Source organism: Nocardia acidivorans NBRC 108247, assembly GCF_001625085.1.
Classification (GTDB): Bacteria; Actinomycetota; Actinomycetes; order Mycobacteriales; family Mycobacteriaceae; genus Nocardia; species Nocardia acidivorans.
Window position 1 is genome coordinate 17,738 of sequence record NZ_BDAW01000019.1, and the last position, 18,096, is coordinate 35,833.

General features: G+C 66.6%; 19 protein-coding genes. 10 read left to right on the forward strand and 9 right to left on the reverse strand.

Features of this window, described 5'->3' with window-relative positions; all coding sequences use genetic code 11:
* Positions 1 to 155 precede the first annotated feature (155 nt).
* Both gnd and NA10_RS39145 read right to left on the reverse strand, forming a co-directional pair.
* Positions 156 to 1,598: an NADP-dependent phosphogluconate dehydrogenase gene (gene gnd, locus NA10_RS11865; protein ID WP_067567196.1), complete on the reverse strand. Its 1,443-nt coding sequence runs from the start codon at positions 1,596 to 1,598 to the stop codon at positions 156 to 158.
* Between the two features lie 141 nt (positions 1,599 to 1,739).
* On the reverse strand, positions 1,740 to 1,916 hold the full coding sequence (locus NA10_RS39145) for an ATP-binding protein (RefSeq protein ID WP_281180168.1): 177 nt from the start codon (positions 1,914 to 1,916) through the stop codon (positions 1,740 to 1,742).
* Here NA10_RS39145 and NA10_RS11870 point away from each other — a divergent pair.
* The gene (locus NA10_RS11870; protein WP_067567198.1) at positions 1,902 to 2,717 is read left to right on the forward strand and encodes a HugZ family pyridoxamine 5'-phosphate oxidase; all 816 of its coding nucleotides are present in this window, start codon (positions 1,902 to 1,904) and stop codon (positions 2,715 to 2,717) included. The genes NA10_RS39145 and NA10_RS11870 overlap by 15 nt on opposite strands.
* Here NA10_RS11870 and NA10_RS11875 read toward each other — a convergent pair.
* Positions 2,710 to 3,537 carry a hypothetical protein gene (locus tag NA10_RS11875; RefSeq protein ID WP_157556403.1) on the reverse strand — a complete coding sequence of 276 codons (828 nt, stop codon included), beginning with the start codon at positions 3,535 to 3,537 and terminating at the stop codon, positions 2,710 to 2,712. The two genes, NA10_RS11870 and NA10_RS11875, sit on opposite strands and share 8 nt — an antisense overlap.
* 71 nt (positions 3,538 to 3,608) lie before the next feature.
* Between NA10_RS11875 and NA10_RS11880 the strand changes: the two genes are divergently transcribed.
* The 5 genes from NA10_RS11880 to NA10_RS11900 all read left to right on the forward strand — a co-directional run bounded on the left by NA10_RS11880 (position 3,609) and on the right by NA10_RS11900 (position 8,162).
* Positions 3,609 to 4,151, forward strand: coding sequence for a gluconokinase (locus NA10_RS11880; protein ID WP_157556405.1), 543 nt, complete (start codon positions 3,609 to 3,611; stop codon positions 4,149 to 4,151).
* Positions 4,152 to 4,170: 19 nt separating this feature from the next.
* Positions 4,171 to 4,401, forward strand: coding sequence for a DUF7873 family protein (locus NA10_RS11885; protein WP_067567202.1), 231 nt, complete (start codon positions 4,171 to 4,173; stop codon positions 4,399 to 4,401).
* 700 nt (positions 4,402 to 5,101) lie between these two features.
* On the forward strand, positions 5,102 to 5,806 hold the full coding sequence (locus NA10_RS11890) for a hypothetical protein (protein WP_067567204.1): 705 nt from the start codon (positions 5,102 to 5,104) through the stop codon (positions 5,804 to 5,806).
* A gap of 154 nt (positions 5,807 to 5,960) precedes the next feature.
* Positions 5,961 to 6,911 carry an alpha/beta hydrolase gene (locus tag NA10_RS11895; RefSeq protein ID WP_067567513.1) on the forward strand — a complete coding sequence of 317 codons (951 nt, stop codon included), beginning with the start codon at positions 5,961 to 5,963 and terminating at the stop codon, positions 6,909 to 6,911.
* A 351-nt stretch (positions 6,912 to 7,262) separates the two neighbouring features.
* Positions 7,263 to 8,162, forward strand: coding sequence for a cutinase family protein (locus NA10_RS11900; protein ID WP_067567206.1), 900 nt, complete (start codon positions 7,263 to 7,265; stop codon positions 8,160 to 8,162).
* Positions 8,163 to 8,215: 53 nt separating this feature from the next.
* On the opposite strand, the gene NA10_RS11905 is transcribed toward NA10_RS11900, so the two are convergent.
* A complete protein-coding gene (locus NA10_RS11905) occupies positions 8,216 to 9,514 on the reverse strand; it encodes a cytochrome P450 (protein ID WP_157556444.1) in 1,299 nt (432 codons plus the stop codon).
* A gap of 187 nt (positions 9,515 to 9,701) precedes the next feature.
* Here NA10_RS11905 and NA10_RS11910 point away from each other — a divergent pair, with 187 nt between their 5' ends.
* Together NA10_RS11910 and NA10_RS35495 are read left to right on the forward strand one after the other, a co-directional pair.
* Positions 9,702 to 10,160 (forward strand): DUF4189 domain-containing protein, encoded by a 459-nt coding sequence (locus tag NA10_RS11910; protein WP_067567208.1) that lies wholly within the window; start codon positions 9,702 to 9,704, stop codon positions 10,158 to 10,160.
* An 11-nt stretch (positions 10,161 to 10,171) separates the two neighbouring features.
* Positions 10,172 to 10,615, forward strand: coding sequence for a DUF4189 domain-containing protein (locus NA10_RS35495; RefSeq protein WP_169812567.1), 444 nt, complete (start codon positions 10,172 to 10,174; stop codon positions 10,613 to 10,615).
* Positions 10,616 to 10,626: 11 nt separating this feature from the next.
* Here NA10_RS35495 and NA10_RS11920 read toward each other — a convergent pair whose 3' ends face one another.
* On the reverse strand, positions 10,627 to 12,186 hold the full coding sequence (locus NA10_RS11920) for a serine/threonine-protein kinase (protein ID WP_067567210.1): 1,560 nt from the start codon (positions 12,184 to 12,186) through the stop codon (positions 10,627 to 10,629).
* 100 nt (positions 12,187 to 12,286) lie between these two features.
* The gene (locus NA10_RS11925; protein ID WP_067567516.1) at positions 12,287 to 13,762 is read right to left on the reverse strand and encodes a glyceraldehyde-3-phosphate dehydrogenase; all 1,476 of its coding nucleotides are present in this window, start codon (positions 13,760 to 13,762) and stop codon (positions 12,287 to 12,289) included.
* A gap of 289 nt (positions 13,763 to 14,051) precedes the next feature.
* On the opposite strand from NA10_RS11925, the gene NA10_RS11930 reads away from it, so the two are divergent.
* On the forward strand, positions 14,052 to 14,699 hold the full coding sequence (locus NA10_RS11930) for a hypothetical protein (RefSeq protein WP_067567211.1): 648 nt from the start codon (positions 14,052 to 14,054) through the stop codon (positions 14,697 to 14,699).
* Complete coding sequence (locus NA10_RS11935; RefSeq protein WP_067567212.1) at positions 14,696 to 15,100, forward strand: hypothetical protein; 405 nt, start codon at positions 14,696 to 14,698, stop codon at positions 15,098 to 15,100. The genes NA10_RS11930 and NA10_RS11935 overlap by 4 nt, the downstream gene beginning before the upstream one ends.
* On the opposite strand, the gene NA10_RS11940 is transcribed toward NA10_RS11935, so the two are convergent.
* The 3 genes from NA10_RS11940 to NA10_RS35500 are packed head-to-tail and all read right to left on the reverse strand — an operon-like array spanning position 15,051 to position 18,030.
* Positions 15,051 to 16,484 carry a cytochrome P450 gene (locus tag NA10_RS11940; RefSeq protein WP_067567213.1) on the reverse strand — a complete coding sequence of 478 codons (1,434 nt, stop codon included), beginning with the start codon at positions 16,482 to 16,484 and terminating at the stop codon, positions 15,051 to 15,053. The two genes, NA10_RS11935 and NA10_RS11940, sit on opposite strands and share 50 nt — an antisense overlap.
* A complete protein-coding gene (locus NA10_RS11945) occupies positions 16,481 to 17,617 on the reverse strand; it encodes an MAB_1171c family putative transporter (RefSeq protein ID WP_067567214.1) in 1,137 nt (378 codons plus the stop codon). The genes NA10_RS11940 and NA10_RS11945 overlap by 4 nt, the downstream gene beginning before the upstream one ends.
* Complete coding sequence (locus NA10_RS35500; RefSeq protein WP_245677159.1) at positions 17,614 to 18,030, reverse strand: hypothetical protein; 417 nt, start codon at positions 18,028 to 18,030, stop codon at positions 17,614 to 17,616. Before NA10_RS35500 ends, NA10_RS11945 begins: the two co-directional genes overlap by 4 nt.
* Positions 18,031 to 18,096: the final 66 nt, after the last annotated feature.

The following is an 18,096-nucleotide window of genomic DNA, read 5'->3' on the forward strand; positions in this document are numbered from 1 at the left end:
AACGAACCTGGTCACAGCACCGGATACGGGCAAAAAACGAGCGTCACGGACGGGAAGAGTGCATGGAACGCCCGCCAAGGAGGTGCTGGGACGACGAAGGCGCGGTCACAGCTTTCGTGACCGCGCCTGATCGCTACGTCTTGAAATGACGTCGGCTACGCCTCGACTTCGCTGCGGTCACCGCTCCAGAGCGTGTGGAACTTACCCGGACCGTCGATGCGCTCGTAGGTGTGCGCACCGAAGAAGTCGCGCTGCCCCTGGGTGAGAGCGGCCGGGAGGCGCTCAGCGCGCAGGGCGTCGTAGTACGACAGCGAGGATGCGAAGGCGGGCACCGGAATTCCGAGCAGCGTCGCGGTCGCGACCACACGCCGCCAGCTGTCGATGGCGGTCTCGATGGCCTCGCGGAAGTACGGGGCCAGGATCAGGCTGGGCAGGTTCGGGTCGGCGTCGTACGCCTCCTTGATGCGGTTCAGAAACCGCGCCCGGATGATGCAGCCACCACGCCAGATGGTGGCCAGGTCGCCGGGATGCAGATCCCAGTTGTATTCGGCGCTACCGGCTTCGATCTGATCGAAGCCCTGCGCGTACGCGACGATCTTGGAGGCGTACAGCGCCTGCCGGATCGCCTCGGTGAATTCCGCGACGTCCGTGGGCTTCTCGGAGAGCTGACCCGAGGCCAGCCCCTGCGCGGCCTTGCGCTGGGCGCGCGAACCGGACAAGGCGCGGGCGAAGACGGCCTCGGCGATACCGGTCACCGGCACCCCGAGATCGAGCGCGGACTTGACCGTCCAGCGGCCGGTGCCCTTCTGCTCGGCCGCGTCGACGATCACATCGACCAGCGGCTTGCCGGTCTTGGCGTCGACCTGGTTGAGCACCTCGGCGGTGATCTCCACCAGGTAGGACTCCAGGTCACCGGAGTTCCAATCGGTGAACACATCCGCGATCTGCTTGGCATCGAAGCCGAGGGCGTCGCGGAACAGGTTGTACGCCTCGCCGATGAGCTGCATATCGGCGTACTCGATGCCGTTGTGCACCATCTTCACGAAGTGGCCGGAGCCGTCGGGTCCGATATGCGTGCAGCAGGGCACGCCATCGACCTGTGCCGCAATGGATTCCAGCATCGGGCCGAGCGATTCGTAGGATTCCTTCGGACCGCCGGGCATGATGGCGGGGCCGTTGAGCGCGCCCTCCTCACCACCGGAGATGCCCGCGCCGACGAAGTTCAGTCCGCGCGCGGCCATGGCGGCCTCGCGGCGAATGGTGTCGGTGTACAGCGCGTTACCGCCGTCGATAATGATGTCGCCCGGCTCCATGGCCGCGGCGAGCTCCTCGATGACGGCGTCGGTGGCCTCACCCGCCTTCACCATGATCAGGACGCGGCGCGGCTTCTCCAGCGCGGCCACGAACTCCTCGACGGTCTCGGTGCGCACGAAATCGCCGTCGCCGCCGTGCTCGGCGAGCAGCGCGTCGGTCTTCGCGATACTGCGGTTGTGCAGCGCGACGGTGTACCCGTTGCGTGCGAAATTGCGGGCGATATTGCTACCCATGACCGCCAGGCCGGTGACGCCGATCTGGGCGCGCGCTGTAGAGGTCGCCATGAAACAGCCTCTCTCCATTCGACAGATGTAGTTGCGTGGCCGCACGAACCGGGTTCGTCGGCGGCACCCCGGAAACGTGCGGAACGCCTGTCCTTTTCTACCCCACCGCCGAATCGCCACCCAGCGCGGGAGCGGTGACGGTCAATGCCTCGCGGGCAGCTCGAAGCCGACTTCGGCGCCGCCACCGGGGTGATTCGCGGCGAAGACGGTGCCGCCGTGCGCGGTGACGATGTCGTGCGCGATGGCCAGGCCGAGGCCGGATCCCGGGGTGGCGCGGGTGCGGTCGGCGCGTAGCCTGTGCTTGTGCCTCTCGACCACGGTGATCCCGGTGATGCCCCTTCGACCCCGCAGCCACTGACCGAGGTCGTGAACGCGCGGCGTCCGACTCCGGCGGAGGAGGCCAGAAGTGTTGTGGCGGCGACGAATACCGCGACGCTGGCCTCACTGAGCACCGACGGCGCACCGTGGGCGTCCTTCGTCACCTACGGGCTGCTCGATGGCCAACCGGTGCTGTGCGTGTCGCGGCTGGCCGAGCACGGGCGCAATCTCACCGGTGATCCGCGCGCCAGCCTCTCGATCGTCACCCCCGATCTGCCATCCGATCCGCTGGCCGGTACCCGGGTGACCCTGGCCGGACGGGTCGAACAACCGCGGGGCGACGAGGCGGCCGCCGCGCGTGAGGCGCATCTGGCCGCGGTGCCCTCGGCCGAGTACTGCATCGACTTCAGCGATTTCACCGTCTGGGTGTTGCGCGTGGAGCGCGTGCGCTGGGTCGGCGGCTACGGTCGTATGGACTCCGCCACCGAGACCGAGTACGCGGCAGCGACTCCCGATCCGATTGTCTCGGTGGCCGGTCGCGCCATCACGCACCTCAATGACGATCACGCCGACGCGCTGCTGGATATGGCAAAGGCGCGCGGCGGCTATCCCGACGCCACCGCCGCGGTGTGCGAGCGCGCCGACCGCTACGGCCTGGACCTGCGTGTCACCACCCCGCGCGGTATCGCCGTCACTCGCGTCGGCTATCTCGCACCCATCGATTCGATCGGTGAACTTCGTTCGGCGACAGTCGAATTGACCCGGGTGTCCCGGGAAGGCGGAGCGGCGGCGCTCAGTTGATGTCGTTGATGCAGTAACCCTCGGGGCCGATGGTCGTCTTGAACACCATCGGCTGCGTGGCGCCGGACGAATTCGTCACCGGCACCGACACATCCACATCGGAGATGCCGGAGCCTTTCGAGGTCAGCTGACCGAACGCGGTTGTCCCGGTGAGCCTTCCGGGATTGTTCGCCAGCACCGATCCGGCGCACACGAGCGGGTACTTGCCCTCGACATCTTCCTTGTCGACCGGATTGCCGGTCCACCGGGACAGGTACCGCTGCACGGTGTATCGCGCATCCGCCTCGTTGAAGGTACTGCTGGCACCGGCCGGAGCCACGCGCGGACAGGCGTATCCGGAGGCGATCTCGCTGCGCTTCACACTGACGGTCTGCACCGGCCCCTTCCAGATGACGGCGAACTGCCCGTCGATTCCGGGCTGTGCGACCGCCGCGAGAATCCCGTCCCTATCGGCATACATGCTCCGGACATGCTGCGGTTCGATGGTCCAGCACTTGCGCACCAGCTGTTCGATATCACCGCCGACCAGATCCCGCACCCAGGGCTGAACCGCCTTGGCGGCATTCGGATTTCCGGGCACCTCCCCCACCGTGACATTCGCGCCGGGAGCACCGGTGCCGGGCACACTCGTCCCCGCGGGTGCGCCCGTCGTGGTGACCGCCGCCGACGAACCCGGCTGCGGCGGCGCCGATGTCACCGAGGGCGATGCCGAGGACGAATGCCCCGCATGTTCATCGGTCGACGGACCGCAGCCGCTCAGCAGCGCGCACGCGGCCATCGCCACCAAGCCGAAAGCCCCATACCCCACGCGTGTGATCACCCGCACAATGCTAGCGAGGAACAGCCCCGCAGTAGGGTCGACCTCGAAAGATGACACGTCCAGGAGGTTTCATGTCGGTGGGTGACCCGCATATCGTCGTAGTCATGGGCGTCTCCGGATCCGGGAAGTCGACGGTGGCGGCCATGCTCGCGGACGAACTGGGCTGGGATCTGCTCGAGGGCGATGATCTGCACCCGCCCGCCAATGTCGCCAAAATGGCCGCCGGACAACCGCTCACCGACATTGACCGCCAACCCTGGCTGGCGGCCATCGCCGCCTGGATGGCGGACCATCTCGCCACCGGCCGCTCCGGCTTGGTCACCTGCTCGGCCCTCAAACACTCCTACCGAGATACCTTGCGCCACGCCACAATCGGCCGCTCCGGCGATATCACCTTCCTGCTCCTGAGCGGCACCCGCGAGGAACTGCGCGCCCGCGTCACCGCCCGCAAGGATCACTTCATGCCACCGGGCCTACTGGACTCCCAACTCGACACCCTGGAGCCCCCGACCCCTGACGAGCACATCATCGCCATCGAAATCGGCCCTGCGCCAGCCGAAGTCGCCGCGGCCGCGCTCACGGCGGTCCGAAAACGGATAGCCGGGCCGGCGTGATCGCCAAGACAGTGCCCGAATGACGCGTTTGAATCAGATTGTCGCCGTGGAGAAGGGGATCAAGTCCCGCACTTTTCCGAGCTCACCCATCAAGTTCTCCGGCGCGCTGCCCGCCAAGCGGGTCAACGATCTCACCGATCGCGTCGAAAAGCACCAGCAGGCAGTGAAGTTCGCGCGCGAGGAAGCCAACAACGCCGAGATCACCCAGCGCAAACCGGGCGAGGAGATCTTCGGATATCTGTTTGGCTGACCACCCGCGTACCGGCTAATGTCATTGCCGCGCATGAGCGCAAGCTGAATCAGAAGTTCAATGTGATCGGCACAGCGGCACAGTGGGGGTTCGAATCCTCCTCCCGCCACTCGCGGCGGGATAGCCCAATCGGCAGAGGCACCGCGCCGTCAAACTCACGTTATCGCTCCAGCTTCAGCATTTTCGCCGACGCCGAATCGAGGGAACGGATCGGGACCTAGAGGTTGCAGGTTCAACTCCTGCCGGCCCAGCCTCCAATGGGCCGTAGCTCAATCGCAGAGCGCTAGGCTAATTTCACATTCAATCCGTTCTTGAACGTGTCGGCGTGTTGCAGATGGCGGACACCGAGGCCCCGGGGCAGGCTAGACCCCGGGGCCTCCCCCATGTCCGGACCGAGTCGGCGAGCCACTCGCTCACCCGCGCCGAGCTGCGTGTTCGCTCGAAACGGCCCGAAACGAGAACACGTTCTAGTACCATGAGATTCGTTGAATACTGCCTATTTTCATGTCTCTAATCGTGAATTCTCAACAGACCGAACGAAGTGACATGACATATTTTCAGAAGTTTTCCAGAAACCCTGGACGATCGTCCAACTATCGGGTTAACTCATCTGCCAGGCGGCCTGACACCGGTTAATGGGTGCGGGCCGCTCGTCGATGAGGAATTGGTTCCGGCACCACCGGTACCGCTGGAAGGAAACATGCTTCAGACTTCACGATTGGCCGCCGGATTCGCGGCCTCCGCTTTGCTCGTCGCGGGCGCGGGCGTCGCGCTCGGCACCGGTGTCGCGAGCGCCGACACCTCCACCTGCGCGGTGTCGAGCCACGACACCAAGCAGGACATCAGCACCGTCGGTATCACGCACGTGTACGACAAGACCGCCAGCTCCGGCTCCATCGGCGTCGGCACCACGGTCACGTACACCATTGTCGTGGGCACCACGAGCATTGGTAACCCGTACGTCAACACCATTACCGATTACCCGCCGACCGGTTTCGCGGCGCCCATCAAGACCACCATTACCGCATACCACGCCATCGGTGGTCAGAAGGAAGAGGAAGTGACCCCCGAGCCGAATGGCGGTGGCTGGAAGGTCACCAGCACCGGCTGGTTCGTCAATTCCGGTAACCCGGTCACGATGAAGATCACCTACAACGTGCCCGCCAGCGTCAAGACCGGTCAGATGGTCACCAGCGGTGGTATCGGCGTCGCCGGCACCGTCGGCGTAGGCGCCAGCTTCCCCAACCTGACCGCGTGCTTCACCGCGCGCAATGCCAACCCGGGCGAGTCGGTCCAGGGCAGCCTGAGCAATAACGGCCTCGGCTCCTCCGACGGCCAGCTCAGCTCCACCGGTTCGGTCACCGACATTCTCAGCGGTGTGCTCAAGAACCTGATCGGCAGCTGATCACCTCCCGTGGCCGGTGCGGTATCCCCGCCCGGCCACGGTCCGGGTAGCATCCGGAATTCCGGTATCCGCCAATAGTTTCCGAGGACCAATCTCCTTGCTCGTGCGTAAATCCGCGGGGCTCATCGCAGCCGCCGCCCTCGCCCTGTCGTTGATGTCGGGTCTGCCAGGCTCCGCGGGCACCGCCCACGCCGAAGCCGCGGCCCGGCTGGATCACATCGACCGCGAAGGACAGCGCCAGCAGGTCTTCTACGTCTACTCCGCGGCGATGGATCGCATTATCCCGCTGCAGATCCTGACCGCCTTCGACACCGGCGTGCCCCGGCCCACGCTGTACCTGCTCAATGGCGCGGGCGGCGGCGAGGATTTGGCCAGCTGGTACAACCAGACCGATATCGTGCAGTTCCTCGGTGAGAAGAATGTGAACGTGGTGACCCCGGCGGTGGGCGCGTTCTCGTACTACACCGATTGGCAGCGCGATGATCCCAAGCTCGGCCGCAATCGGTGGGAGACCTTCCTGACGCGTGAGCTGCCGCCGATCATCGACGCGCAACTGCACACCTCGGGCGTCAATGCCATCGCCGGAGTATCGATGTCGGCGACCTCGGTGCTCTACATGGCCGGCACCGCCCCCGATCTCTACCGCGCCGTCGGATCCTTCAGCGGCTGCGCCTCCACGACCGATTCCTTCGGCCGCACCTATATCGACCTGGTGCTGGCCCGCGCGGGCGCGAGCCCGAAGAATATGTGGGGCGCCGACGATGATCCGGACTGGCGCGATCACGATGCGATCCTGAATGCGGAACGGCTGCGCGGCAAGGCAATCTATCTCTCCAGCGCCACCGGCCTGCCGGGTGAGGCCGAGGCGATTCTGCCGCCGTACTCGGTGGGGCAGGTGGCGTCCAAGGCCAATCAGATGGTGCTGGGCGGGCTCATCGAGGCCGCCACCAACTCCTGCACCCATCGCCTCGCCGATCGCCTGGCCGAGTTGAGCATTCCCGCGCAGGTCGAGTACCGGGCCGCCGGATCGCATACCTGGCACTACTGGGAGCAGGATCTGCACCTGTCCTGGCCGATGTTCGCGGCGGCCCTCGGGGTCTCCTGAGGGACAGGACAATTCACCCGTAGGTGCCGGATCGGATGCGCCGGTGCGCGCGGCGTGTCATGGCTGTGAACCGAATGTCGCGACAAGGCCCGCCGGTCGGTGAGATGGCGGGCAAGCGAATTCGGGCAATCAATCAGCATGCGCCGTCCGAACTGGCCGGTTTCTTGGTATGTTCGGCCCGCGCGCCCTCCGCATGCCGGCAATTCGTCAGCGCCGACCGGACCATCGACAGGGGCGGGTGCGCATGCCGAAGTGTTGCCAACCCGTGAATGCGGGGCAGATCCGCCAACAACGAACGGTCCGAGCAAGGAGTGATGCGCCTTGTCCTTTGGAACAACACAGGCTTTGAAGATGGTATGCGCCGCAGCCGCGTCGACCGTGGCTGTCGCGACAGGATTGCTGTCCATCGGAACCCCGGAGGCGGGCGCCGCGCCCGGCTGCCCGGATTTGAATGTGGTCGCCGTGCCCGGCACCTGGGAAACCACCCGCGACGATTCCCATCCCACCGGCATGCTCTCCATCGTTACCCGGGGGCTACCCGGAAACGTGCGGACCGACTACGTGGGGTACGCGGCGACCGCCCTGCCCTGGGAGGGCGAGGTGTACGGCCGCTCCAAACGCGAGGGCATCGCCAATGCCCGCGCCCTGATCGCGGATATGGCGGCCCGGTGCGGCGCAACGCGATTCGCGCTGATCGGATACAGCCAAGGCGCGGACGCGGCCGGTGATCTGGCCGCCGAGATCGGGACGGGGCACGGCGTGGTGCCGCCCGACCGGGTGGTCGGGGTCGGACTGATCTCGGATCCGCGCCGCTCCCCCACCGATGCGCTGGTCGGGCCGCCGGTGCCGGGCACGGGTGCGGGCGGGGCGCGGATCGGCGGATTCGGCTGGCTCACGCCGAATGTGCGCACCTTCTGCGCCGCGGGGGATCTGTACTGTTCGGTGCCGGTGGATGACCTCGCCGGGCGCTTCGCCGGATTCATGACCCAGCTGTCCGCGCCGGATCCCTTGCAGATCGGCAATTACGCGCTGACCATGCAGTCGATTCTCGGCGAAGCCTTGTTGCCGGGCTGGTCGGCCATTATGTCCGCGCCGCCGGACAATCCGTCCGGTGAGCAATGGACGCGGCAGGTGCAGCAGTTCCTCACCTCCGGTGTGCACCAGTCGTATCCGCGGTATGTGGTGGACGGCAATGGTGCGACCGCGACGGTATGGCTGCACAACTGGCTGCTGGACATGGCACAGCCCTGAGGTGGTCGGACGTTGCGGGGCCCGGCATCGAATCCGTTGCCGGGCCCCGTTTTTCATGCGCTGACCACGGGAGCGCGCTGCCCCAGCCGCGCGGGCATGCTGGAGTACCCGCGCAGGGTGAACAGCGGACGCCGGACCGGGTCGGCGGTGAGCGCCAGATCCGGGAAGCGCTCGAAGAGCGCACGCAGCGCGTGGATGCCCTCCATCCGCGCCAGGCTCGCGCCCAGGCAGGCGTGGATGCCGCTCGAAAACGACAGGTGGTCTTTGGCATTCGAGCGGGTGACATCGAAGACATTCGGATTCTCGAACACCCCCGGATCCCGATTCGCGCCGCCCAGCGACATCACCACCAGGCTGCCCTTCTTCAACTTCACCCCCGCGATCTCGGTGTCGGACAGGGCCAGTCGCGCCGCCGCCTGAATCGGGGCCTCGAAGCGCAGCATCTCCTCCACCGCATTGGGCCACAGCTCCGGCTCGGCACGCAGCAGCGCCAACTGCTCGGGATTGGACAGCAGGTGCACCACACCGTTTCCGATGAGATTCACCGCCGTCTCGAAGCCCGCGCCCATGAGCAGGGTCGCCGCGGATTTGAGTTCACCATCGGTGAGATCACCGGCCGCGACCAGGCTGCTCAGAATGTCCCCGCGCGGCTCGGCGCGCAGCCGGGCGATGTGCTCGTCGAGGTAGCCGTCCATACCGCGCATGGAGACCACGGCATTGCGCCACTGCGGCCAGGAGATTCCGATATCCAGCATCGGGCTCACCACATCTCCCCAGGCCAGGAAGGTGCCCCGGGATTCGTCCGGGAAGCCCAGCATTTCGGAGATGATGGCGATCGGCACCTGCGCGGCGAAATCGTGGATCAGATCGGCCGATCCGTCCGCGGGCAGCGCGTCGAGCAATTCCGCGGTCACCGACTCCACCCGATCCCGGAGCCGGCCGACGGCCCTGGGCGTGAATGCCTTCGACACCGATTTGCGCAATCGCGTGTGCTCCGGCGGATCACTCAGCAGCATGGACGGCTTCTCCACCGGATTGGGCGGAATCGGCGCGCTGTCGGCGATCTTGCGTACCACCCCCGTGCGCTCGAATCCGGTGATCCCGTATACGCCCCAATCGCCGTCCCGCAGAATCGACCGGCAGATCTCGTAATCCGCTGTGCCCCAGGCGATCGGACTCGATACCAGGCGACCTCGGGCGCGCAGTTTCTCGATGGGAGGGAACGGATCCCGCAGTCCGGCAACGCTACCCATCAGCTCGGCGAGCGGATCGTCGCGCAGTGTCTGCAATCTGATCCCGTACCTCGGCGCACCCTGCTCCACCAGCCACCGCACCCAGTACCGCGCACCGATCATTTCCTTCTCCTCATCATCGGACGGCCTACCAACATACGAAAACCCCTTGCGCGGCAAAAGGTCCCAGAAACAGGGGGGACAATTCACGACAACACACGCAACCGGCGGGTGAATCAGGCTGGACAGTCGGCCCGATTGCCGCGATGATGCCCCGGTATCGCTGTTCCTCTCGGGGGTTGATTGCATGACATTGTTGGGAAAGTCCGCGCTGGCCATGGTTATTCCGGCCGCGGGTGCACTGGTCGCCGCGGGAGGCGGCACCGCGCACGCGAGCGGAAACCTGTACGGGGCATTCGCCGCGGGCATCAATACGGTCGCCCACGCGGTGGACTATCCGACCCAGGACGCCGCGGATGCCGCCGCCATCGAAATGTGCGGTGGAAAGACCTGGTGCACGGTCAAATTGCGGCTCCAGAACGATTGCGGTTCGGTGGCCGAATGGGGTTCGGTCGGTATGTGGGGCAATCAGCCGATCTACTACTACGGCACCGGCGCCAATGCCGCCGACGCCGAGCAGATGGCGATCTCACAGGTGCCGCAGTCGAGTTGGCTGGGCGGCACCCTGATCGGGATCTTCTGGGGCAGTTCGATGCGCACCAGCCCGTTCATCAAGGACACCGCCTGCACCGCGAACGCCCGATGAGGATCGCGCATATGTCTCGAATGATCAAATACGCCGCGGTCACGCTGGTTTCGGCCGGCGGCATGCTCGGCCTCGGCACCGCGCACGCGGCCGGTGACCTGTACGGCGCGATCGCCGTCGGCGGCTTTCGCGTCGGCGAGGCGTTCGACTATCCGACCCAGTACGCCGCGGACCAGGCCGCGCTGGAGGCGTGCCGGAACCAGAACGCGACCGGCACCTGCTCCATCGCGACGCGCATTCACAATGAGTGCGGTGTGGTGGTCGAACGCGACTCCCAAACGGTATTCGGCTCCGCGCCCTGGTACATGTCCGGCAACGGCCCCACCCCCGCGGCCGCGGAAGCCGACGCGCGCAAGAAGTTCGGCGTGGACACCACCCAGTCGATGCCGACCCTCGGCGGTGTGGTCCAACCGGCATTCGTGCTGGACACCATCTGCACCTCGAATGCCGGTTGACACAGGCTGTTTCATTCCCCGAACTGATGCGCCCGCGTCTGCGGCACCACCGGCGGGGCCACCGGAACCTGGGCGGCGGGACTCTGCGCCCGGGTGACGGGCGGAGCGGTGTACCGCGGTTGTTCGACGGACGGCTCGGCGCTATCCGCCGGTGGAGTGTCCACCGGCGGCGGTATCGAGGTCGCCTCCCGATTGACCTGAATCGGCGTGGCGGTCACCGTAACCTGCTGTGACACAACGGCGGACGAGGTATCAGCCCCGGGCGTCGAGGCGGGCGACTCCGCACCGCCGCGCAGCGCCAGCGTCCCGCCCACCGCCACACCGATACCGGTCACCAGCACCCCGGCCACCACCGCCACCCGGCGTCGACCGGTCGAGACACCGCCCCGCGGCAAAGAGGGGTGACCGGGCTCGGGTCGCGGCGCGCCGGAGATCATCGGGGCCGGACCGGGCTCACGTCCCACCGCACCAGCGATCACCGGGGCCGGACCAGGCTCACGTCCCACCGCACCAGCGATCACCGGGGCCGGACCAGGCTCACGTCCCACCGCACCAGCTGTCATCGGTGCCGGACCGGGCTCGAGTCCCGGCAACGGGGCGGCGACCCGCTCCGGGCCGGGCTCGACTCGTCGGGGTGGCGTATCGGACGCCGCCGTATCGACCACCGGCGCGCCCTCGGGCGGCCGGTTCGAAACCTCCACCGGCTGTGGCTTTTCCAGTCGCACCGTGACGGCGGCGGCCGGGAGCGCCCGCGCCGCCGCCTCGGCGAGCGCGGTGCACGTCGGGTACCGATCCCCCGGGGATTTGGCCAGCGCGGTGGCGATCACCGCATCCAATTCCGCGGGCAGGTCGGCCCGCAACGCTCGCGGCGAGGGCGGCGGCGCGGCCAGATGCGCGCCGATCACCGCGGCCTGATCGCGCCGCACGAACGGCGGCTGCCCCGTCAACAGTTGAAACAGCGTGCAGCCCAGCGAATAGATATCCGCCCGATGATCGGCGGCCGTCTCCCCGAAGCGTTCGGGGGCGGCGTAGGCGAAGGTGGCGGCGATGCCGGAGAGCGTGACCGTGTCGTCCAGGGTTCGCGCGATCCCGAAATCGGTGAGCACCGCCCGTTCCCCCGCCCGCGCATCATTCTCGATCAACAGGTTGGCGGGCTTCACATCCCGATGCAGCACACCGCGCCCGTGCGCGTAATCCAGCGCATGCGCCGCATCGGCGACCAACCGCACCGCCCGCACCGGCTCGAGCCCCGACGGAGACCTGTCCAACAGCCCCGCCGCATCCCCACCGTCGATATAGCGCATGGCCAGCCACAGCGCGGCATCGTCCACCGCACTCCGGTCATACACCGCAACGATATTCGGATGATCCAATCCGGCGGCGAGCGTCGCCTCCCGCTCGAACGCGTTGCGCGCCTTGGGATCCAGCGTGAACGTATCCGCCAGCACCTTCAGCGCCACCGCCCGCCGCAACCGCGGATGCCGCGCCAGATACACCGCTCCCATCCCGCCGGATCCGAGCAGCCGCTCGATGGCGAACCCCGAGAAAACCTCCCCCGCCCGCAATCCCACGAATATCCTCCCCGCCGCACTCGGGCCCGGCACCCGAATCATGCCGCGGCCCCGAGAGAATGTAGCGCACCGCCGGGGTCGAATCCGATCGGCGACGAACCTATCCGGCGACCGGGGCGAGCGCCTCGGCGGCATCCTGTGCGCCCAGGTGCGGGTAGGTCGGGTACTCGATACCGGAGATGTATTGCACGGTGCGCACCACCTGGCAGGAGTAGCCGAATTCGTTGTCGTACCAGAGATACAGGATCGCGGTGTCACCGTCGACGATGGTGGCATTGGCATCGACGATGGAGGCGGCGCGCGAGCCGATGAAATCGCTGGAGACCACATCGGTGGCGGCGGTGTAGTCGAGATTGCGGCTCAGCGGGCCCGAAAGCGACATCTGCCGCAGGTAGTCCAGCACCTCGGCCTTGGTGACCTCACGTCGCAGTTGCAGGTTCAGGATCGCGACCGAAACATCCGGGGTGGGAACGCGAATCGAGTTTCCGGTGATCTTGGCCTTGAAGTCCGGCATGGCCTTGGCGACCGCGGAGGCGGCGCCGGTCTCGGTGAGCACCAGATTGAACGGCGCGGAGCGACCGCGGCGATCGGCCGGATGGTAATTGTCCAGCAGGTTCTGATCATTGGTGAACGAGTGCACCGTCTCCACATGGCCGCGGGTGATGCCGTACTCGTCATCCATCGCCTTCAGCGGCGGCACAATGGCATTGGTGGTGCACGAGGCGCAGGAGACGATCCGCTCGGACAGATCCAGCGCCAGATGATTCACCCCGTGCACGATATTCGGCACATCACCCTTACCGGGCGCGGTGAGCACGACCTTCCCGATACCGGGCCGCAGATGCTGCGAAAGCCCTTGGCGGTCACGCCATTTGCCGGTGTTGTCGATCAGGATCGCATTGTCGATCCCGTACGCGGTGTAGTCGATCGTCTTGGGATCATCGCTGTAGATGAACTTGATGACATTGCCGTTGGCGATGATCGCGTCATTCTCGGCATCGACCTTGATGGTGCCGTTGAACTGCCCGTGCACCGAATCCCGGCGCAGCAGCGAGGCGCGCTTGGTCAGATCATCCGCGCCGCCCCTGCGCACCACCACCGCGCGCAGATTCAGGCCATTGCCCGAGCCGGTCTTCTCGATCAGCAGTCGAGCGACCAGACGGCCGATGCGCCCGAAGCCGTAGAGCACCACATCGCGCGGTCCCTGCGGTTCGGCCTTGTTGTCACCGGTGATGTCGGAGAGCACGGCGGCGGTGAACTCGGGAATCGAAAGTCCGCGCGTATCAATGCGATACGCCATGACCAGCCGGCCCAGATCGATCTTGGACGGTCCCAGATCCAACGTGGTGAGCGCCTCGAGGAAGGGCAGCGTCTCCTCGATGGAGAGCTCCTCGCCCTCGATCTGCCGGGCGAAGCGGTGCGTGCGCAGAATGCTGATCACCGATTTGTTCACCAGCGAGCGGCTGTGCAGGAGGATGGTGACCCCCTTGTCGCGGTACAGCCTTCCGATGATCGGAATCATCGCCTCCGCGGATGCCTCGTGGGCATTCCAGCGGTCAAGAGAGTCGGTAGTCAACACAAGTCCTCGGGGTCGCCTCGATCTGTACGTGAATCGATGCTAGTCAGCGCCGCATTCTCTCAAACCGCCCCTACCCCCCGGTGAGCCGTGGAGCACACCCGCGGTCACGGTGGGTGATCGGCCGCCCCCTCCGTGGCCGATCACCCACACCCGATCCGCCGCGTCGCAGCCCACATCAGGATACGAAAATAGTACGAAAATATAACGCTCCGAGCAAGGCGATACCCGGAGATCCCGCCGGGAAACCAGCTCGTGGGCAAAGGATTTTCGTACTACTATTCTTCGGATGGCGGTGACCGAAGCGACCGATGACGCGTCAGCACGGCGACTCGCCGACGTCGTGGTCGCCCGCATGGGCGCGCTGCACCGATCCCGCCGACAGGTGCATCTGCGCGGCGGCCCGACCGAACCCACCATGCTCAAGATCGAGCGCGGTGAGGCCCGCGGGCTGACGCCCAAGACACTGCGCAGAATCAATGTCGGATTGGATTGGACCGCCGGATCGGCGGAGAACGTCTACTTCGCCGGCGGCAATCCCACCCCACTCAAGGAGCGCACCGGAATCATCTCCGGACCGCCCGGGGTCTATGTGGACGCCGAGACGATTACCGAATTGATCACGGCCGCAAGGGAAGTCGGCGATCTCGCGGAGACCGGGACACCCGCCATGTCGACGGCGGCACGACGCCTGGACGCGGCCATCCAACCGCTGTACGCGCGCTATGTCACCCAACTGCTGGAGGCGAATCGACGCCGCGGTGGTGCGCTCGGACCGCTGGTGACGATTCTGGGACCGTATCTGGACCGGCCGATCGACCCGGCCCGGGACAATGAGGAGGAAGCCCTGTACCGCCGATGGCTCGCGGGTATGCGCGTCGACCTGGACGAATCGACCCGTCAGCGTTTCGAAGCCCGATTCGGCGAGGGCGCATGAGCCTGTCACTGGCGCAGCGCGTCGACATCCTCTTTCGCGCCCTGCACGGTCCCGACGAAGGTGAGCCCACACCCGAGCTGATCGCGGCCGCGCTGCGTGATCGGGGGATAGCGACGACCGCGGCCGATCTGTCCGCGCTGCGCCGCGGCGATATCGACACCGCGTCCGAGCCACTGCTCACCGCGCTCGCCGAACACTTCAACCAGGCACCGTGGTTCCTGACCGATTCCGGCCGGGAGCAGCGCGTGATCGACACCTACGTACAGCTGGACCTGTTGCGCGCCCTGCGCGAGTCCGGGGTGCGGCGGGTACGCCTGCGCGGGCGGCCCGCGACCTCGGACCGACAGGCGCTCACCGAGGCGCTGCGTGCCCGCCGACAGCCGGGCGGCGAGTCACCTTGAGCCGCAACTGATCCGGCTTCAGCGTGATCGTCTCCTTGACCTTCAGCCGATAGTTCGGATCGGGTTCCAGATCGTAGTTGCGCAGAATCGTGGCCAGGACGAGCACGATCTCGTGGTACGCGAACTGACGGCCGATGCAGGCGCGCATGCCCACGCCGAAGGGCCGGTACAGCTCCGGGTGCCTGGCCCGAACACGTTCGGGCAGAAAGCGATCGGGATCGAAGGCTTCGGGATCATCGCCCCACAGCCGATGCCGGTGCAGTTGCAGCAGCACGATGAAGACCCACTCGCCCTTCTCGAAGGGGTACTCACCGCCGAGCATGGTGTCCGCGTTGGCTTTTCGGAAATAGCCGGGCGCGGTAGGCCACAGGCGCAGTGATTCGTCGACAATGCGGCGCACATAGCGCAGCTTGGCGACCTCCTCGAAGTGCAGCTCCTCGCCCGTCCAGATCTGGTCGATCTCCGCGCGGGCGCGGTCGGCGATCTCGGGGTTGACCGAGAGGTAGTGCAGCGCGAAAGCCATTACCCCGGCGGATGTTTCGTGTCCGGCGGCCAGGAAGGTCAGGATCTGATGGCGGATGTTCTGCGCGTCCAGGGACTCGCCGGTCTCCGGATCGGCCACGGTGAGCATGCGCTCGAGCAGGTCCTCGTGTCCGCCCGGACCCTGGCCCTGCCGTCGGGCGATGATCGCGTCGACCTCGCGGTTGACGAACGCGATATCTCTCAGGTGCTGGGCGCGCTGTGCGCGAAATACGGTGCGCTCCACCACCGGATGCGAATACGCGGCGCGATTGATATAGGTGAGCGCGCGCAGCATTGCGGCCACGATCGGATGCTCATCGGTGCGGTCGAACGAATCGAAGGAATAGCCGAAACCGGTGCGGCCGATCACCTCCAGGGCGACCTTATTGGTGTCACCGGGGATATCGATCCACTCCCCGGCGCGGCCGTCCCAATGCTCGATCAGCTCCGCCGCGCACTCGCGCATGGTGGCGTGATAGCCGCGCATGGCGGGCGCGGTGAACGACGGGGCCAGAATCGCGTGCGCCCTGGCCCAATTCGGCTCGCTGTTGTGTGCGGTGAACAGGCCGTCGCGCGCCACCGTGCGCAGATCGCGAATCGGAATGCCCAGGAACTTCGCCCATTTGGCGTCGTCGTTGATCTCGCGCAGCAGCTCCGGTGAGCTCACATACGTCACCCGCGCGCCGAAGATATCGCGCTCGTAGATATCCCCGTATTTCTGCGCACCGCGCATACCCCACTGGCTGGAGTCGGTGACATGCAGATCCCAGACATCGCCGAGTACCGGCAGGCGGTACGGCGGATGCGGCAGCACCCGATCCTTGGCGCTGATCCGGCCCGAATTCGGCGTGGTGATGGTCATCGTGCGTTGTCTCCGTCCGATAGGGAGCTGGCGTAGTGGGGAGCTGGGGCGGCCCAGTGATCGGCTATCCGGCGCAGCGCACGCGTCTCGTCGACGATATCGCGGCCGGGGGCGGAAACCTGCAACCGCCGATAAGGGCCGGGATCCGCGCCGGATCGCTTGCGGTGCAGGGCATTCGCGATCTGCTCGGCTTCGGCCGCCGGACCCTCGGCGGAAACGGGCTCGGCGAAACGGCCCAGCACCAGCAGGCAATCGCGAATCTCGACGGTCATGCGATGCACCCGGCGGCGCGGGGGCATGGTCGTCTCCACGCGCGGACGCGGGATCTCGGGGCAGGCGTCGACCAGATCCGCCCACAGCGGGTGCAGCTGCCGCACCGCGCGCGAGGCCGGATCGATGCGCAACCTGCGCGCGAGTTCGGCCACCACCCCGCCCGCGGCCACCGCCGCACCGCCCGCCAGTAGGTAGACGTAGTTGTTCTCATTTGCCCGGAAACGGAATTCGACGAAGGCGGGCCCGGTGCCGCTCGCGGCGCAGACCGAGCTGACGAAGATCGAGACCGCCTCCTCCAGCGCCCAGAGCCCGATCACCGTAATGGTCAGATAGGTGAGGCGGTGCAGCGGGCGCAGACCACCGGCGCGCAATTCGCGAATGCTGGTGGCGGCCATCAGGGTTCCGGTGAATCCGCACCACAGGGAGAAGAACGCGAAATAGAGCGGGGTTTGCCAGCCCCGCGTGCGATCGATGTATTGGCCGAGGGATCTGGCATGCGCACCGGCCAGCAGCATGAGCGTCGCCGAGGCGTATCCCGCGGCCCAGACGTATCGGGTACTGCGCACCGAATGCCCGGACCAGCGCTCGGACCAGGACACCGCCAGCAGGCACAGCGGTACGAAGGTCAGCACCATGACCACGGTCGACAACTGTCTGGTCAATCCGATATCCAGGACGTCCGAGAGCGCGTCCTGTACCGCCCGCTCACGCAGCAGTCCGGACGCGGTGCCCAGCAGCAGCCCGCAGGTGACCAGCCGCTCACTCGGCCTGTCGAACAACCATCGCAACCGGAACAGCACGGCAATCGTGCTGAACCCGAGAATCGTCCACGCGATGAGCGCCGGAGCGGAGGAGGTCACTGATCACCCCAGAACGACCGCATCGGCCGACTGGCCCGCCACCGCGACGTACTCGACAGCAGCAGATCCGCGAACAGCTCCGCCTCATCCTCCTGATGGTCGGCGAACTCCGACCGCCGCAGCACTCGCCGAATCGTCGCGAGATCCACATCCGGCAGCAACTCCGCCAACCCCGTCAATCCGTCGGCCCCCGCATCATGATCGAGCACCATATGCCCCGCCTCATGCGCGATGATCTGATCCACATGGAAATCCGTGGTCCCCGCCGCGTAGGCGATCACATCGGCCGCCACGGTATCGAGCCACAACCCGCACGGCGTCCCCCGCACCGGCCCCCACACCCCCGGCAGCGCATCGGCCTCCACCGCCATCAACTCGATAGGCCGCCCCCGCCACTCGCCCAGTGCATCCACGAACCTCCCCCGATCCCACGGCGAAGGCACCAAATGCGCAATAGCGGCCCGCCCCGCGAACACCCG

Excerpts from the sequence above, each read along its gene's own strand:
- gnd (WP_067567196.1), bottom strand. The coding sequence starts at position 1,598 with ATGGCGACCTCTACAGCGCGCGCCCAGATCGGCGTCACCGGCCTGGCG.
- NA10_RS11880 (WP_157556405.1), top strand. The coding sequence starts at position 3,609 with ATGTCGGTGGGTGACCCGCATATCGTCGTAGTCATGGGCGTCTCCGGA.
- NA10_RS11885 (WP_067567202.1), top strand. The coding sequence starts at position 4,171 with ATGACGCGTTTGAATCAGATTGTCGCCGTGGAGAAGGGGATCAAGTCC.
- NA10_RS11890 (WP_067567204.1), top strand. The coding sequence starts at position 5,102 with ATGCTTCAGACTTCACGATTGGCCGCCGGATTCGCGGCCTCCGCTTTG.
- NA10_RS11895 (WP_067567513.1), top strand. The coding sequence starts at position 5,961 with ATGTCGGGTCTGCCAGGCTCCGCGGGCACCGCCCACGCCGAAGCCGCG.
- NA10_RS11900 (WP_067567206.1), top strand. The coding sequence starts at position 7,263 with ATGGTATGCGCCGCAGCCGCGTCGACCGTGGCTGTCGCGACAGGATTG.
- NA10_RS11910 (WP_067567208.1), top strand. The coding sequence starts at position 9,702 with ATGACATTGTTGGGAAAGTCCGCGCTGGCCATGGTTATTCCGGCCGCG.
- NA10_RS35495 (WP_169812567.1), top strand. The coding sequence starts at position 10,172 with ATGTCTCGAATGATCAAATACGCCGCGGTCACGCTGGTTTCGGCCGGC.
- NA10_RS11930 (WP_067567211.1), top strand. The coding sequence starts at position 14,052 with ATGGCGGTGACCGAAGCGACCGATGACGCGTCAGCACGGCGACTCGCC.
- NA10_RS11935 (WP_067567212.1), top strand. The coding sequence starts at position 14,696 with ATGAGCCTGTCACTGGCGCAGCGCGTCGACATCCTCTTTCGCGCCCTG.
- NA10_RS11940 (WP_067567213.1), bottom strand. The coding sequence starts at position 16,484 with ATGACCATCACCACGCCGAATTCGGGCCGGATCAGCGCCAAGGATCGG.